Source organism: Serratia sp. CY55921, assembly GCF_052167655.1.
In the GTDB taxonomy this organism is placed as follows: domain Bacteria; phylum Pseudomonadota; class Gammaproteobacteria; order Enterobacterales; family Enterobacteriaceae; genus Serratia; species Serratia ureilytica.
Genome location: NZ_JBJNMU010000001.1, coordinates 236,998 through 251,362, shown reverse-complemented (window position 1 = coordinate 251,362; position 14,365 = coordinate 236,998). Strand labels below are relative to the sequence as shown.

15 protein-coding genes, 3 tRNA genes and 1 pseudogene are annotated in these 14,365 nt (G+C 53.0%); 8 read left to right on the top strand and 11 right to left on the bottom strand.

The features are described from left to right. Positions 1 to 115 precede the first annotated feature (115 nt). The 3 genes from ACJ8M3_RS01265 (at position 116) to ACJ8M3_RS01255 (ending at position 2,289) form a co-directional block, all read left to right on the top strand. The gene (locus ACJ8M3_RS01265; RefSeq protein ID WP_004935782.1) at positions 116 to 343 is read left to right on the top strand and encodes a YejL family protein; all 228 of its coding nucleotides are present in this window, start codon (positions 116 to 118) and stop codon (positions 341 to 343) included. 9 nt (positions 344 to 352) lie between these two features. Next, complete coding sequence (gene yejM / locus ACJ8M3_RS01260) at positions 353 to 2,134, top strand: LPS biosynthesis-modulating metalloenzyme YejM (protein WP_442514597.1); 1,782 nt, start codon at positions 353 to 355, stop codon at positions 2,132 to 2,134. Between the two features lie 78 nt (positions 2,135 to 2,212). Continuing rightward, positions 2,213 to 2,289: transfer RNA gene (locus ACJ8M3_RS01255), tRNA-Pro, on the top strand. Positions 2,290 to 2,428: 139 nt separating this feature from the next. Here ACJ8M3_RS01255 and maiA read toward each other — a convergent pair. From maiA to mhbT, 4 genes are read right to left on the bottom strand one after another with little or no spacing between them, the layout of a single operon-like run. Then, positions 2,429 to 3,073, bottom strand: coding sequence for a maleylacetoacetate isomerase (gene maiA / locus ACJ8M3_RS01250; RefSeq protein ID WP_046687529.1), 645 nt, complete (start codon positions 3,071 to 3,073; stop codon positions 2,429 to 2,431). Between the two features lie 20 nt (positions 3,074 to 3,093). Then, complete coding sequence (locus ACJ8M3_RS01245; protein WP_089197254.1) at positions 3,094 to 3,795, bottom strand: fumarylacetoacetate hydrolase family protein; 702 nt, start codon at positions 3,793 to 3,795, stop codon at positions 3,094 to 3,096. A gap of 15 nt (positions 3,796 to 3,810) precedes the next feature. Next, the gene (gene gtdA / locus ACJ8M3_RS01240) at positions 3,811 to 4,848 is read right to left on the bottom strand and encodes a gentisate 1,2-dioxygenase (RefSeq protein WP_046687531.1); all 1,038 of its coding nucleotides are present in this window, start codon (positions 4,846 to 4,848) and stop codon (positions 3,811 to 3,813) included. 19 nt (positions 4,849 to 4,867) lie between these two features. Further along, positions 4,868 to 6,217: a 3-hydroxybenzoate transporter MhbT gene (gene mhbT / locus ACJ8M3_RS01235; RefSeq protein WP_046687532.1), complete on the bottom strand. Its 1,350-nt coding sequence runs from the start codon at positions 6,215 to 6,217 to the stop codon at positions 4,868 to 4,870. A gap of 125 nt (positions 6,218 to 6,342) precedes the next feature. On the opposite strand from mhbT, the gene ACJ8M3_RS01230 reads away from it, so the two are divergent. From ACJ8M3_RS01230 to ACJ8M3_RS01220, 3 genes are all read left to right on the top strand, one after another. Further along, positions 6,343 to 7,254: a LysR family transcriptional regulator gene (locus ACJ8M3_RS01230; RefSeq protein WP_046687533.1), complete on the top strand. Its 912-nt coding sequence runs from the start codon at positions 6,343 to 6,345 to the stop codon at positions 7,252 to 7,254. Positions 7,255 to 7,644: 390 nt separating this feature from the next. Continuing rightward, positions 7,645 to 8,307 (top strand): VUT family protein, encoded by a 663-nt coding sequence (locus tag ACJ8M3_RS01225; protein ID WP_046896345.1) that lies wholly within the window; start codon positions 7,645 to 7,647, stop codon positions 8,305 to 8,307. 17 nt (positions 8,308 to 8,324) lie between these two features. Next, positions 8,325 to 9,056, top strand: coding sequence for a metallophosphoesterase family protein (locus ACJ8M3_RS01220; RefSeq protein WP_089194995.1), 732 nt, complete (start codon positions 8,325 to 8,327; stop codon positions 9,054 to 9,056). On the opposite strand, the gene ACJ8M3_RS01215 is transcribed toward ACJ8M3_RS01220, so the two are convergent. Together ACJ8M3_RS01215 and ACJ8M3_RS01210 are read right to left on the bottom strand one after the other, a co-directional pair. Then, positions 9,049 to 9,537, bottom strand: coding sequence for a hypothetical protein (locus tag ACJ8M3_RS01215; protein ID WP_089194996.1), 489 nt, complete (start codon positions 9,535 to 9,537; stop codon positions 9,049 to 9,051). The two genes, ACJ8M3_RS01220 and ACJ8M3_RS01215, sit on opposite strands and share 8 nt — an antisense overlap. Continuing rightward, on the bottom strand, positions 9,538 to 10,191 hold the full coding sequence (locus ACJ8M3_RS01210; RefSeq protein WP_123061846.1) for a helix-turn-helix domain-containing protein: 654 nt from the start codon (positions 10,189 to 10,191) through the stop codon (positions 9,538 to 9,540). It abuts the gene before it with no gap. 756 nt (positions 10,192 to 10,947) lie between these two features. Here ACJ8M3_RS01210 and ACJ8M3_RS01205 point away from each other — a divergent pair. Both ACJ8M3_RS01205 and ACJ8M3_RS01200 read left to right on the top strand, forming a co-directional pair. Next, positions 10,948 to 11,190 (top strand): DinI family protein, encoded by a 243-nt coding sequence (locus tag ACJ8M3_RS01205; protein WP_089197255.1) that lies wholly within the window; start codon positions 10,948 to 10,950, stop codon positions 11,188 to 11,190. Positions 11,191 to 11,306: 116 nt separating this feature from the next. Next, positions 11,307 to 12,482 carry an acyltransferase family protein gene (locus ACJ8M3_RS01200; RefSeq protein WP_089197256.1) on the top strand — a complete coding sequence of 392 codons (1,176 nt, stop codon included), beginning with the start codon at positions 11,307 to 11,309 and terminating at the stop codon, positions 12,480 to 12,482. 190 nt (positions 12,483 to 12,672) lie between these two features. Here ACJ8M3_RS01200 and ACJ8M3_RS01195 read toward each other — a convergent pair. From ACJ8M3_RS01195 to ACJ8M3_RS01175, 5 genes and pseudogenes are all read right to left on the bottom strand, one after another. Continuing rightward, positions 12,673 to 12,867 (bottom strand): annotated as a pseudogene (locus tag ACJ8M3_RS01195) (hypothetical protein); the annotation flags it as partial. Positions 12,868 to 13,008: 141 nt separating this feature from the next. Further along, positions 13,009 to 13,084, bottom strand: a tRNA-Thr gene (locus ACJ8M3_RS01190). Between the two features lie 6 nt (positions 13,085 to 13,090). Then, positions 13,091 to 13,178: transfer RNA gene (locus ACJ8M3_RS01185), tRNA-Ser, on the bottom strand. Between the two features lie 157 nt (positions 13,179 to 13,335). Beyond that, positions 13,336 to 13,665, bottom strand: coding sequence for an osmotically-inducible lipoprotein OsmE (gene osmE, locus ACJ8M3_RS01180; protein WP_004935874.1), 330 nt, complete (start codon positions 13,663 to 13,665; stop codon positions 13,336 to 13,338). 127 nt (positions 13,666 to 13,792) lie between these two features. Continuing rightward, complete coding sequence (locus ACJ8M3_RS01175; RefSeq protein WP_033643833.1) at positions 13,793 to 14,260, bottom strand: nuclear transport factor 2 family protein; 468 nt, start codon at positions 14,258 to 14,260, stop codon at positions 13,793 to 13,795. Positions 14,261 to 14,365: the final 105 nt, after the last annotated feature.

Genomic DNA, 14,365 nt, shown 5'->3' with positions numbered 1-14,365 from the left:
AGCGGCCCCGTCGCAGGCGAACCCTTTCCCGAATGACAGGAAGTGATAAAAGAGCGGAAAATCACTGTCCTATACGGTAAGATAGGGCACTTTGCAGATTACTAAGCGCAATTTTATGCCACAATCATCCCGTTACAGTGACGAACACGTTGAACAACTGCTCTCAGAGCTGGTCAATGTTCTGGAAAAACACCATACCCCCACCGATCTTTCCCTGATGGTGCTGGGCAATATGGTCACTAATTTGATCAACACCAGCGTTGCCCCCGCGCAGCGGAAAACCCTGGCGAGATCGTTCGCGGAAGCCCTGCAGGCTTCTGTCCGTGAAGATAAAGCGCATTAATATTTATTTATGGTGACAAACCGTCAGCGTTATCGTGAAAAAGTCTCCCAGATGATCAGCTGGGGGCACTGGTTCGCCTTATTCAACATCCTGCTCGCCCTTGGGCTGGGCAGCCGCTACCTGTTTGTCACCGACTGGCCCGCTTCCCTGCTGGGCCGGGTCTATGCCCTGGTCAGCCTGCTGGGGCATTTCAGCTTTATCGTGTTCGCCGGCTACTTGCTGGTGATCTTCCCGCTCACCTTCGTGGTGATGTCGCAGCGGCTGCTGCGATTTATTTCCGCCGCGCTGGCCACCGCCGGGCTCACGCTGTTGCTGGTCGACAGCGAGGTGTTCTCCCATTTCCACCTGCACCTCAATCCGGTGGTGTGGGATCTGGTGGTCAACCCGGATCAAAGCGAGCTGTCGCGCGACTGGCAGCTGATGTTTATCTGCGTGCCGGTGATCTTCCTGGTGGAGATGCTGTTCGGCACCTGGAGCTGGCAGAAGCTGCGCAGCCTGAACCGCCGCCGTTTCGGCAAGCCGCTGGCGGCGCTGTTCATCAGCGCCTTTTTCGCCTCGCACCTGATTTACATCTGGGCCGACGCCAACTTCTATCGCCCGATCACCATGCAGCGGGCCAACCTGCCGCTCTCGTACCCGATGACCGCGCGCAAGTTCCTCGAAAAACACGGCCTGCTCGATCAGCAGGAATATGAACGCCGCCTGGTGCAACAGGGCAATCCGGAAGCGGTGGCGGTGGAGTACCCGCTCAGCGATCTCAGCTACGGCGATAAAGGCAGCGGCTATAACCTGCTGATGATCGTGGTAGACGGCATTCGCGCCAAAGACGTGGCGCAGGATATGCCGACGCTGACGCGTTTCGCCCAGGAAAACGTGCGCTTCAGCGATCACTACAGCTCGGGCAACCACGCCGACACCGGGCTGTTCGGCCTGTTCTACGGCATTTCCCCGACCTATCTTGACAGCGTGCTCGCCGGCCGCAAGCCGTCGGCGCTGATCAACGCGCTCGGCGAGCAGGGTTACCAACTGGGGCTGTTCTCGTCCGACGGCTTCAACGCCAGCCTGTACCGTCAGGCCCTGTTGACCGACTTCTCGCTGCCGACGCCGGCGCCGCAAAGCGACGCGCAAACCACGCAGCAATGGCAACGCTGGCTGACGGATCAGGGCGACAAAGAGCCGTGGTTCTCCTATATCAACTTCAGCGGCGCCGAGCCGGCCGAAGGCGCCAAAAATCCGGCGCCGGCCGATTTTATCGAACGCTATCGCACCGGCGCTCAGGACGTGGACGCCCAGATAGCCCAGGTGCTGGACACCCTGAAACAGCGCGGCCTGTTGGATAAAACCGTGGTGGTGATCACCGCCGAGCACGGCGTCGAGTTCAACGACAGCGGCAAAGGCCAATGGGGCGCCGGCACCGCCTTCAACCAGGCGCAGCTGCAGGTGCCGCTGGTGATCCACTGGCCGGGCACGCCGGCGCAGACCATCAACAAGCTGACCGGCCATAACGACGTGATGCGTACCTTGATGCAACGGCTGCTGCACGTGAAAACCGCGCCGAAAGACTATTCGCAGGGCGAAGATCTGTTTACCGCCCAGCGCCGCAACAACTGGATCGCCACCGGCGATGGCAACCAGTTGGTGATCACCACGCCGACGCAGACGCTGATGCTGGACAACAGCGGCAACTATCGCGTCTACGATCAGAACGGCGATGAAATAAAAGACGAGAAACCGCAGCTTGCTCTGCTGCTGCAGGTGCTGACCGATGTAAAACGCTTTATCGCCAACTAACTGCTTAAAACTAAAGCAATCAAGTGGTAAGGCACTTGCATAAACATCGAGAATCGGTAGTATGATTTTTCATAGCATCGGCATGTAGCGCAGCCTGGTAGCGCACCGTCATGGGGTGTCGGGGGTCGGAGGTTCGAATCCTCTCATGCCGACCAAATTCAAGAAAACCTGCTGTAACAGCAGGTTTTTTTTCGTCTGCACGTCGAGAGGATGAGAACGCAGCCGCTGCGCCACTGCCTCCCCCAACGATCATTGCGCGCCTCGCTTTCGCGACGGCCTTTCTCCTTATCAAGCTCAGGCTGAGATTTTGTCTTGTTGGTTTTCGGGCGCTGCGGCGATGAACGCCGGGAGCCGAGTGCAGGCGTCGTAAATCGCTTTACAGCGCGGGTACCCGCTCAGATCGCACCCCATCCGCAGGGCATTCGCCCACTGAGGGATCAGGCAGCAATCCGCCAACGTCGGGCTGTCGCCAACACAGAAGGGCCCTGGCGGCCTCTGGAGCAACAGCTGTTCCACGGCGCTCAGCCCTTGCCGGATCCAATATGCATACCAGCGTTTTTTCTCTTCCTCACTCACCTTCAGCTCTTCACTCAGGTAGCGTAACACCCGTAGGTTATTGACCGGGTGAGTATCGCAAGCGATGACATAAACGATTTCCAGTACCCGGCTGCGCGCCGAATCGGCCGTCGGCAACAGCGGCGACTGGGGGAAATGGCGATCCAGCCAGTCGGTAATCGCCAGCGACTGGCTGAGAGACTCGCCGTCGTCCGTGAGCAGCGTCGGCACCAGCCCGACCGGGTTCATGCGCCGATAAGCCAGCTCATTCTGCTGCCCGATGCGAATATTGACGCCCACCGTCTGGTAATGGATACCTTTCAGCGCCAGCGCAATGCGCACGCGGTAGGACGCAGAGCTATTAAAAAAACTGTACAGCTTCATCATTCACCTCAGAATCAGCCTCAGACAATCTTCACGGCGATAGGGGTAAGCCCCTCTACATTCCCGGTAATCACATCGCCTTTCACCACCGCCCCCACCCCTTCCGGCGTGCCGGTAAAAATCAGATCGCCGGGCTGCAGCTCAAAAAAGCCGGACAGATAGCTGATGGTTTCATTCACCGACCAGATCAGATGACGGATGTCGCTGCGCTGACGATCGCTGCCATTGACCTGCAGCCAAATAGGCGCAGTGTTGACGTCTGCGCTGTCGCCGGCTTTATGCAGTGGCGCGATGGGTGCAGAGAGATCGAACGACTTGCCGATTTCCCATGGGCGCCCCATTTGACGCATGTCCATCTGCCGATCGCGGCGGGTCATGTCCAGGCCCGTGGCATATCCCCAGATATATTCATGCGCCTTTTCCAACGGAATATCGCTCCCCCGTATGCCAATCGCCACCACCAGTTCGATTTCGTAGTGATAGTTATCCGTTTGCGCCGGATACGGCAGCGCCAGCGTTTCGCCGGCCGCCACCGGCACCACCGCATCGGCAGGCTTGCAGAAGAAGAACGGCGGCTCACGATCCGGATCAAAGCCCATTTCGCGAGCATGGGCGGCATAGTTGCGCCCGACGCAGTAGACACGGTGCACGGGGAACTGTTTATCACTCCCCACGACAGGAACAGTCACGGGGGCTGGCGGTGCAAATACGTATTGCGTCATTTTGTCTCTCCCAAATTAATAACGTGCTTCACGGAACAGCCCCAGGGCTTCCTGAACCGGCCGGTCCGAAAAACTGAATAACACGGTGTCTTCATCCACCTGAAACGACACGTCGAACCAGGTCGGCGCCACAAAGATATCTTTTGCCGAAAAGTGAAGGGTTTCGTTGCCGATGCTGACCTGGCCGCGCCCTTCCACCACGTGGTAGAGGGTGCTGTCCGTGGTGCGCGCATTTCGTGAGGAAAAGCCTTTCGGCAACAGTTGCAGAAAGGCGCCCATCGAGGGCATGGGATAGCCGCCGGTCACCGGATTGACGTAGCGCATCTTGTAGCCGTCCCACTCGTCGGCGTCCCCCATGCGGGTGAGGTCGTACAGCGTTTCGCGGCTGCGATCGTAGCGGTAGTTGAAAATGGGCGATGAGTTGCCTTTCTGATGGCGCAGCGGCAGCATATTGGCCGCATAACGCGGTAAATAGTCCCCCTCCCGGCGCGTCACGGGCTGCTGTTCTTGCGGATAGTCTTCCGCGAAACCGCAGCCCAGCAGATTCACCAGCGGCAAATCCAGCCCGTCCAGCCATACCACCGGCTCAGCGCCGGGATTGCCGTGATCGTGCCAGCGCCACTGCGGCGTCAAAATGAAGTCGCCTTCATGCATTTGCGTTCGTTCGCCGTCAACGGCGGTAAACGCCCCTTTCCCTTCGACGATAAAACGCAACGCGGACTGATTATGGCGATGGCTCGGCGCAATTTCGCCCGGCATGATCAACTGCAAGCCGGCGTACAGCGTCGGGGTGATGGCGGCTTGTCCGCGCAACATCGGGTTTTCCAGCACCAGCACGCGGCGCACTGCTTCTTTGGCGCCAATCAACTCGCCGCTGGCCAGCAGGTGCGGGCGAATCTCCTGATAGTTCCAGTAAGCCGGGGCGCAGTTTGCATTCGGCGTTGACGGTACCAGATGGTGCAGCGACTCCCACAACGGGGTCAGGTTCTGCCCGGAAATCTGCCGGTAAAACTGCTGGCGGCTGGGGTTAACATCCTGATGGCGTTCAGGCATAGGGATTCTCCTTTTTCATTCACGACGCTGCGCGAGGCAACGTGTCAGGGGCTGGGGCAGACAGACGAACGACAGCCGTCAGCAGCATTAACATCACCGTACTGAGCGCCGCCGGAAGGGCAATAATGAAAAATAGCGTATCGAATGAGAAATTCATCGCCATCATCACGCCGCCGGAAAGCGAGCCGACAATCGCGCCGCAGCGGCCAATGGCATTGGACCAGCTGACGCCCGTCGCCCGGCTTTGCGTCGGATAGAGCGTGGCGGTCAAAGCATTCAGCCCGACCTGCGACCCGCTGATGCCGATGCCGGTGCCGAAGATGGCCAGCGCCATTTGCCACAGGCCGTTCTCGCTCAGGCCAATCATGACGATACACACGGCGCCCAAGGCGTAGCTCACCGCCAGCACCCGGAAGGGATTGCATTTGTCCATCAACACGCCCAGCCCCAGCGCGCCCACCGTGCCGCCTATCTGGAAAGCAGCGGTCACCCAGGAGGCATGCCGCAGATCAATACCGCGGTGATTAAGCAGCGTCGGCATCCAGCTGGAGAGCAGGTAGATGATCAGCATGCTCATGAAAAAAACCGCCCAAAGCATGAGGGTGATGCGCAACTGGCGGCCGGCGAACAGCGGGCTGATGCTGCCTTTGGCCGCCGTGGCGGCTTCGTTCAGATAAAAATGGGTCTCTTCATCCCACTCGCCAGTCATGGCGCTGACCGTTTTGGCAATCACCTTTTGCGGCAGTTGGCGGCGAACCTGCCAGCGCGGGGATTCCGGCAGGGCAAACAGCAGCGCCGCAAAGAGCATCAACGGCAAGACGCCGCCGAGCACCAAAATGCCGGACCACCCCACCCTCGGCACCAGTTGGGCGCTGACGATCCCGCCCAGGGCCGAACCGAGCGTGAAACCGCAGAACATCAGCGTGACCAGCGCGCCACGGCGGCGAGCGGGCAGATATTCAGAGGTCATCGTGATGGTGTTCGGCATCGCGCCCCCCAGGCCCAGGCCGGTGAGAAAACGCAAAACGACCAGCGTTTGCAGATCGGGGGAGAAGGCCGAAATCAGGCTCAGCGCGCCAAACAGCGCCACGCAAAGTTCGATAACGCGCTTGCGGCCAAAGCGGTCAGAAAGCGGGCCGCAAAGCAGCGCGCCCGCCGTCAATCCCAGCAACCCCGCGCCAAACAGCGGCGCCAGCTCACCGGCGGACAGTTGCCATTGGGCGCGGATGTCGGGCGCGATGAAACCAATGGCGGCGGTGTCAAAACCATCGAGCATCACCACCAAAAAGCAGCAGAGAATGACGCGCCACTGCGTCTTGCCGATAGGGGCTGCGTCGATCAGTGCTTGTAAATCACGCCGTTGAGTCATAGTGAGCGCCTCGGAGCAGGTAGGGAGATGTCTGTGTTGTTTTAGGTATGTTACGAATTTGTATCTTTAGCGATAAAATGTACAATGGCTTTTCGGGCTGAGACATAACCGGAGGGTTATAGCAAATGGCGAACTGGGCGCAGAAATTGAAGCTGCACCATCTGCAAATGTTGGTGGCATTGGGTGAACAGGGAAATCTGACCCACGTTGCACGGATGATGAACATCTCCCAACCCGCTCTGTCAAAATGGCTGTCGCAGCTCGAAGATGAGATGGGGATCACGCTCTTTGAGCGGCATAGCAAAGGGCTGCGCCCCTCCGAGGGGGGGAAATTGCTGCTTCAGCATGCGCAGCGTTTGATCAATGATCTGGAGCGTTCGCAGTCTGAAATCGCCCGCTTTAAGCAAGGCGGGCTGGTGGGAAGCCTGAAAATCGGCTGCTCGCCGGTGGCGACCGACTGCGTTTCGCAGGCCATATTGAGCCTGCTGCAGGAAATGCCGACGCTGCATCTCAATATTGAGGAAAAGGTGATGACCCCCCTGCTGCACGATCTGCTCGCGGGCGCGGTGGATGTCGTCGTGGGCCGCGTCGGGGGGCGGGCGCTGCAACTGCCGCTCAACTATCAAGTGCTCTACACCGAACCGGTATGCTTCGTTGCCCGCCCTCACCATCCGCTGGCAAAATCCGCCTCCCTCACCTGGCACGATCTCACCCACTGGCGCTGGATAGTCTGGCCGACCGGCACGCCAATCCGCCTCAGCATCGATAATGCGTTGGCAGATAACGGCGTGATGCTGCCTGAAAACACGGTTGAATCGGCATCGATGAACGTCAGCACCAACCTGCTGCAAAGCAGCGACATGATCTCCATTCTTTCACTACGGCTGGCGCAGCGTTATGCCAGCCAGGGGCAACTGGCGATTCTGAACCTGCCGAAGATTGAGCAGAAAGGCAGCGTGGGTGTTTTCTGGCGCAACAGCGAGCCGCCTTTTGCCGCACTGAGCCGCTTTTTGCAGCTGCTGACGCAGGCCAGATAAAAACCGGCCCCCGCCCCGGTTGTGGCTACCCTTAAATTCCGTAACAACCTGCGCAGCGACTTTTCACGGCCACGGTTTGCTGTGCCCTTCGTTCTTGATTGACACTGCGTGAACCAGGCAATATATTCATTAGCAATATTAATGGATTAGGGTAAAATCCTCTCTTCCCGCCGAACAGGCCATCAGCATTCTCCGCAAAACTTGGCGTGGCGCTCTCGCCAGCCGGGCACGCAGGGGGGAAGGCGTTGTTGTCTTGCTTGAATAAAGAGACATGATGGTCATGTGACATTATTCGCGTCTCATTACGCGACTCGCGGGTTGCGTAATTTGCGCGTTAAATAAGTATGGATAATTAATAACAGAAGAACACGGACTAAATAAGGAGTAAAAATGCAAGGAAATCTCAAGCTCTATGGCCTTTTTGTTGGCCTGACGGTGACCATTATGATCACCTGCGACACGTTGGTTTATAAGGTCTTTGATATCTATGGTTTTAAAATAACGGCAAGCGGCATTGTATTCTCCTTGTGTTTCTTGATATCAACATTGCTGACTGAGGTTTACGGCTATAAATTGTCGGTAAGAGCAATATGGATCATGGTGTTCTGCCAAAGCTTATATGTCATAATACTTAATCTCTCAGCCGTTATTCAGCCAGAAAACAATGATATCGCCACGCACTATTATTCTTTATACCATGAGTTTTGGCGAGTCATGATAGGCACCTGGGTGTCCGTTCCGGTCGCTTATTTCGTCAATGGATTTATTATTTCAAAGATGAAGATTATTTTCTCAGGAAAATACTTCTTTATCCGATATATTGTTGGTTCCATGTCTACACAGGCCGCCCTGTTGCTGACAGCCTATCCGATAAGTCTTTCAGGAAAATATACCTTTATAGAGTTGGTTAACATCATAAGCACGACGTGGTCTTATAAAGTTGTCGTCTCTATTGTATTGCTACCGCTCGCTATCGCCTTAGTCGAGTGGGTGAAGAAGATAGAAAACACCGATCACTATGATTGGGGCACTTCATACAATCCATTTAAGTAATATCAACAGGGTATAGCATGAAAGTAATTCAGATTAGTGACATACATATTATGCCTAATGCAAGCGCGCTGGCTTCGAAGCATCTTGCTAATTTCGAAAGGGCGATTGACTTCATTAACGCCAATGCCGACAAAATCAATGCCGACTTAATCATTGTGACAGGTGACATCTCTCATGATGGCGATATTCCCTCTTATGAGCGCTTCTTTAAAATAATGAATCGCACTACATTACCTTTCTATCTATTCCCAGGCAATCACGACAACAAAAAAAACCTGGACGATGAAGCCCGTAAACAGGGCGGCAGCTATGATATAAACTCGTTTGAAGATGACGAATGGCGCATGCTCAGCATCGACTCGGTGGTCGATAATGAAGATTTCGGCAGGGTCTCGACGCATTCGCTCGAAACGCTTGAAAAAGCCATAGTCTCGAGCGGCAATAAAAAGATCGCCGTCTTCCTACATCATCACCCTATTCCTGTAGGCACGCCCATTGTTGATAGTTGTATGTTAAGCAATGCTGAGGAGCTTTTGAGCCTCTGCCAACGATTAAACGTTAAGTTTATCGGCTCAGGCCATGCACATACGTTATTCCAAAGAAAGCTGGGGGAAACCTTAATCTCTGTTTCCCCGGCGATTTGTTCGCAATGGAAAAACGGCACAAGCGATGTCAGTACCATAGACAATTCGGCTTTCAGCGTGATTACCTTCGATAAGCATATTCACGTCGAACCCTGGTTTATTTAATCAACGTCAGTATTGTTTTTTTATATCCGTCACTTTTCTTTGCATTTTTCAATGAGGCAGAGAGTGCTCTGCCTTCCTTTACCCCGGCATAAAAGGCTATTTTTGTCGCATCCAGGGACTCCGTTTTGTCAACAAGATCACGATCCCTTAGAAAATCCGCCCCTGATATTGATATCGAGTCAACGTCATTTTTCAACGTCCACATACAGTTTCGTTTCTCTTCATGAATCGACAGTTTGGCCGAGGCGACTTTTATCTTAGATTCGGTCTCGGCGATAAAAGCGATGTCTTTCGGGTTAACGTGCCTGAGAAAATCGCCCTCAATGAGTTGCCCCCAGTTTTTTTTCACGAAAGTATGGGTGCCAAACTCTTTGAAAAGCCAATATCCATCCGCCGTTCGGATAACGCTACGATCTAACGTGTATAGATAACTGGGAGAGTATATCTTTCTTAACTTTCTCATTATTTTAAATAAATCCATTTATTTCAGCCTCTTTATCGTTTTCAATAGAACACCGACGATCGCATAATCGCTATAGGACTTCACACTGCTATCTGAATCTAATGAGATGTTTGTAAACAACAAGTCGTCGTCGGAAACAAAAACTCGCCTTAAACATATTGGGTAATTTTTCAGCTTAACCAAGACGATATCGCCATCGCAAAATGGCTCCTTGAGGGAGATCACACAATACGTTCCACGGTCTAATTCAGGCGACAGTGAATTATTCGTTATCTCTACCACAAACAGCGAATCGTCCGTCATGTCATCGACTTCTGTCGTATAGGTATCTGCCGTTCTGATCGTGTTGGCCAAGAAACGCTCTACATCGCTGTAGCTAATGAGCGGAAGCGATCTCGCATTGTGTTTACCCTCTCCCGCGGCGCTTAAATCCTTGTCAGTCAGCTCCCCTACTTTTACGCTGAAAAACTCACCAATTGACGCAAGCGTGGCGATCGTGGGATTCCCCACGCCTTTCCTCAGATTATTGATCGTGGCAATACCTATCCCTGTTTCGCAGCTCAACCGACTGGCGTCAATCCCGTGCATGCGCATGAGGTAAGTGAGGTTTTCACCAATCATTTTCAATGACATACCATTTTCTTCTGATATTTTAATGTTGTTTAGTTGCATTATAATGTTTTAACCCTATACTTTAGCGTCATTAAAGTGAATTTAAAAACATTAAACCACTTACAGGGTGATCATGACAATGGCTCAGGGCGAAAGGTATATGAAAAAACAGAAAAACCATTGTAATAAAACAATTTTATTAAAAACCACCGTTCTTGACGAACGCGACTGGCTGCCATTGAAATAATTCAATTTACTTATAAAAACGCTACCTTAACTCCGCAGCAATTTAACGCGCAGAAGCCAACCTGGAGAGCAAGACGCATCCCGGTTCAATAATTTTAAAGAAAATGAGATGAATGTTTTATTCAGCGCTCATAGAGCGACTATTGCCTAACACTCGGGATTTTTTCTCCTTCAGAACACGAAGGAGCAGCGTCAGGGTCCGTAACGTCGAGTTCCGGTACATACCTGCGTTGATCGATTTTATGCCAAGAACGGCGACCAGAAAGGTGGCGTCGGGCCCCCAACACCAGGGAGCACCCAGCCCGGCGCCACCGCCCTACGTACTGAGTTGTACAGGAGAAAAACACAGGCACCGGGGGGATAATCACGTCCTTTGAAGATTCAACGCGCGAAGCGAGCGGGGAAAATGCAGGCCATCGGCCAGACGTAAGAAAAGGATTCAGCGGCAGGCTTGGCTGCCCGCTGCGCAAGCAAGAATGAACGCCTCATGCAAAATTGCGCCTCCCTCTTGCCAACCCGAGCGCCTCAGGCCAGAATACTGTACATTAAATCAGTATTTAAAGGTGAGTCATGTTTGTAGAATTGGTGTACGACAAACGCAACGTCGCTGGGCTGCCCAACGCCGCCGAGATTATTCGCAACGAGCTGGAAAAACGCGTGCATGTGCTGTTCTCGGAGGCGGAAGTGCGCGTGAAACCGATGCAGGCCAACGGCCTGAACTCCGACGCCAGCAAAAGCGATCGCGAAAAGCTGAACCGGATGTTGGAAGAGATGTTTGAAGAAGCGGATCAGTGGCTGGTTATGGATATATAAACCCAATCTGAAAGCCGGGCTCACCCACCGGCTACAACAGCCCCTTGTTCTGCCAACAAATTGAATACCTCCGCTCTATGCTAGAGTAAAATACGAACCCTAAGCTGGAATGATTCATGAAAAATGGATTAGCAGAATCCCTTAACTATCCCGTCAATCAATGGTCACAGGAACTCGAAGGGTTACGCGGCCTGGCATCGCTTTGGGTTATTTTAGGCCATATCTGCATTTTAACTCGCTTCCGTCCCCCCATTCTTTCTGATCCCGCAGTGGGTGTAGATCTTTTCATCCTGCTTTCTGGCTACCTGATGGCCAAAAATTATGTTGAACGCAAGGAACAAGAACCTTGGACCGATTCGTCGACTTTTAAAAAATTTTGGACTCGGCGATTCTTTCGCATCGCGCCGCTCTACTATGTCTTATTGGTTTTAGCTATCGTATTCGGTAACTACTTTGGTGAGGCCAGGGACATCATCGGCCACTTCTACAGCGAAACGCAAACCAACAGCTCACGTTATAGCGACCATTCATTTTTAAACGTGTTCACACATGTCAGCTTTATGTTTGGCTTCCTACCTGATTTTTCATTCAATACAGTTCTACCCGACTGGAGTATTGGATTAGAAATGCAGTTCTATTTTCTTTTCCCATTCATCATGTTAACCGTCTTGAGGCTGGGTTTTGCGCGAACATGTCTCACCGCTGTTTTGTTATGTGGACTCGCCAAGTTTCTGGTACCGGACTACTTTGCGGCGTTCCCAATGCCTTCCATGATCCTCATAAAGCTAAACTTATTTATCGCAGGTATGCTGATAGCTGAGTCAATCCGTAGGAAGAGCATTCAATATGCAGGTTTTGCTCTGCTGACTGTATTGGGCAGCGTGTATTTACCAAATGAATTTAATAAATACCATCTGCTTGCTCAGGTAGGTCTGATCTTAATGCTGGTCACGATACTTTGGACTCGGAGTGAAGATAGCAAATGGGCACGCGCGTTGCGCTTGCCACGTTGGTTCCTGACAAACCGCCTCAGCGTATTTATGGGCGATGTCTCATACTCAGTCTATCTACTCCACCTATTGATAGTTCTACCAGTCGTCGCTTATTTGCTCTCAAACACATCGTTTGCAGAGCTTTCTTCAGTAATGCGGTTCATTGTTGCATCAGGGATCATTATCCCGCTCACTTATGGTATCGCAACATTGCTGTATCGCTTTATTGAGAAACCGGGTATCAAGTACGGAAAAATGCTTATCAGTCGCAACAGAGCAAAAGCCGCCGTGCTACCGTAATTGCTATCGATACTCTATAGGCATGCTTAGCTGTTGACCCAGCGCCACCAGGAGAATTCATTCCCGTGGCGCCTTTTCAACAACAGTCATAGTAAAAAAGCCATCTGCTAAGCAGGTGGCTTAAACACTACCTTTCTAGTCCTAGATGCATTCGCTTTACTCTTCCTTGACCTGGTACCGACCATACCCATCGAGTTATCTCTTCGTTTGCTCCAACTATGTCCAGAAAGCCTCCCTTTGCCAACAGTGATAACCTCAACAAGTGTGCTTTCTGAGATAAGGATACTTAGCGAACGGCCTGATGGCTGCATCTGTACTTCGGTGTCCATACGAAACGATACTGACAGCGATAAAACACTCGAGGAGTGGGTTCATATCTGCCGATGCTGCTCAATCCTTGATTTGCTGGTAACAAACCGAGGCAGTAATCAGCATGGGTATTCCACAGGAACGATCATCACCGCCACAGGAGGTGATGTAGCATTGATAACAAAAAGCCCCAGCATCGCTGCTGGGGCCTCTGTCATGGTGCCGGCTACCGGAATCGAACTGGTGACCTACTGATTACAAGTCAGTTGCTCTACCTACTGAGCTAAGCCGGCTGAATTTGGCGGAAGGACAGAGATTCGAACTCTGGGAGCTGTTACACTCGACGGTTTTCAAGACCGTTGCCTTAAACCACTCGGCCATCCTTCCAATGGGCGCTGATATTAGCGATACCGTTATGAAATGTCTATCGTTTTGATGCAAAAAAATCGCATCGGCGGCGCAGTTGCCTAAACTTCAGGCCTTAAACGCTTAAAAAATGAAAAGCCCCGCAAAAGCGAGGCTTTTATGTTCGGCTGAAACGCGATTACTTCGGCTGCGAATCGTAGTCTGAACAGGTTTGATAGCCCTTGTTCATGACATGGCCCGTGTCGTTGTAGCTGACAAAATACGTTTGCACTTTGCCATCACGCGGCGCGACCGCATAGGTGTCGCAAGTGCCCTGCGCATGGATCAGCGTGGCGGACGTCGACGGCGGACCGGCAATCGCCCGCACCTGCTGCTTGGTCATCCCTACTTTGACATCGCTGACCACCGGCTCATTGACATAACTGGTTGCACGGTCATAGGCGGTGCAGCCGGCAAGAATGGAAAATACCGCCGCAGTGCCGACGGCCAAAACCAACTTCTTCGTCATAGCTTGTCCTCTTGGAGTACGTTTGTTGTCCCCTAAGTCTAGAAGTGGAAAGGCTTTTCTACAAACTCCCCTTTGTCGATCGGTGCGCTTTTTCTCGCGATCGGCCGGCGCGGGCGCGACATCGGATTCAAAAGCCGAAATCGCTCAGCGCCGGGACATCGTCCGGGCGCCGACCGAGCGGCCAATGAAAACGCCGATCCTGTTCGCGAATCGGCATGTCGTTGATGCAGGCATGGCGGTTGATCATCAACCCTTCCTGATTGAACTCCCAGTTTTCGTTGCCGAAGCTGCGATACCAGTTGCCGGAATCGTCGCGCCACTCATAGGCGAAACGCACCGCAATGCGCGCGCCGTCAAACGCCCACAATTCCTTAATCAGCCGATACTCCAGCTCTTTCGCCCACTTGCGTTGCAAAAATGCGACCACCGCCGCGCGGCCGTCGACAAACTCCGCGCGATTACGCCAATGGGTATCGAGGGAATAGACCTGCGACACCCGCTCAGGATCGCGGCTGTTCCAGGCATCTTCCGCCAACCGTACTTTTTCGATGGCGGATTCACGGGTAAAAGGCGGCAATGGGGGTTTAATGCTCATGATCATCTCCTGCGTATAGGCAAGTAGACAACTCTGTCTACATCATTACGCTAGCGCATGTAGACAGAGTTGTCTACAATCACTCGAAAATAGCCAGGGAGAAAA

Excerpts from the sequence above, each read along its gene's own strand:
- maiA (WP_046687529.1), bottom strand. The coding sequence starts at position 3,073 with ATGAAGCTGTACAGTTTTTTTAATAGCTCTGCGTCCTACCGCGTGCGC.
- ACJ8M3_RS01205 (WP_089197255.1), top strand. The coding sequence starts at position 10,948 with ATGTTTGTAGAATTGGTGTACGACAAACGCAACGTCGCTGGGCTGCCC.
- yejM (WP_442514597.1), top strand. The coding sequence starts at position 353 with ATGGTGACAAACCGTCAGCGTTATCGTGAAAAAGTCTCCCAGATGATC.
- gtdA (WP_046687531.1), bottom strand. The coding sequence starts at position 4,848 with ATGCCTGAACGCCATCAGGATGTTAACCCCAGCCGCCAGCAGTTTTAC.
- ACJ8M3_RS01215 (WP_089194996.1), bottom strand. The coding sequence starts at position 9,537 with ATGGATTTATTTAAAATAATGAGAAAGTTAAGAAAGATATACTCTCCC.
- ACJ8M3_RS01210 (WP_123061846.1), bottom strand. The coding sequence starts at position 10,191 with ATGCAACTAAACAACATTAAAATATCAGAAGAAAATGGTATGTCATTG.
- ACJ8M3_RS01220 (WP_089194995.1), top strand. The coding sequence starts at position 8,325 with ATGAAAGTAATTCAGATTAGTGACATACATATTATGCCTAATGCAAGC.
- osmE (WP_004935874.1), bottom strand. The coding sequence starts at position 13,665 with ATGACGAAGAAGTTGGTTTTGGCCGTCGGCACTGCGGCGGTATTTTCC.
- ACJ8M3_RS01265 (WP_004935782.1), top strand. The coding sequence starts at position 116 with ATGCCACAATCATCCCGTTACAGTGACGAACACGTTGAACAACTGCTC.
- ACJ8M3_RS01245 (WP_089197254.1), bottom strand. The coding sequence starts at position 3,795 with ATGACGCAATACGTATTTGCACCGCCAGCCCCCGTGACTGTTCCTGTC.
- mhbT (WP_046687532.1), bottom strand. The coding sequence starts at position 6,217 with ATGACTCAACGGCGTGATTTACAAGCACTGATCGACGCAGCCCCTATC.
- ACJ8M3_RS01175 (WP_033643833.1), bottom strand. The coding sequence starts at position 14,260 with ATGAGCATTAAACCCCCATTGCCGCCTTTTACCCGTGAATCCGCCATC.
- ACJ8M3_RS01230 (WP_046687533.1), top strand. The coding sequence starts at position 6,343 with ATGGCGAACTGGGCGCAGAAATTGAAGCTGCACCATCTGCAAATGTTG.
- ACJ8M3_RS01225 (WP_046896345.1), top strand. The coding sequence starts at position 7,645 with ATGCAAGGAAATCTCAAGCTCTATGGCCTTTTTGTTGGCCTGACGGTG.
- ACJ8M3_RS01200 (WP_089197256.1), top strand. The coding sequence starts at position 11,307 with ATGAAAAATGGATTAGCAGAATCCCTTAACTATCCCGTCAATCAATGG.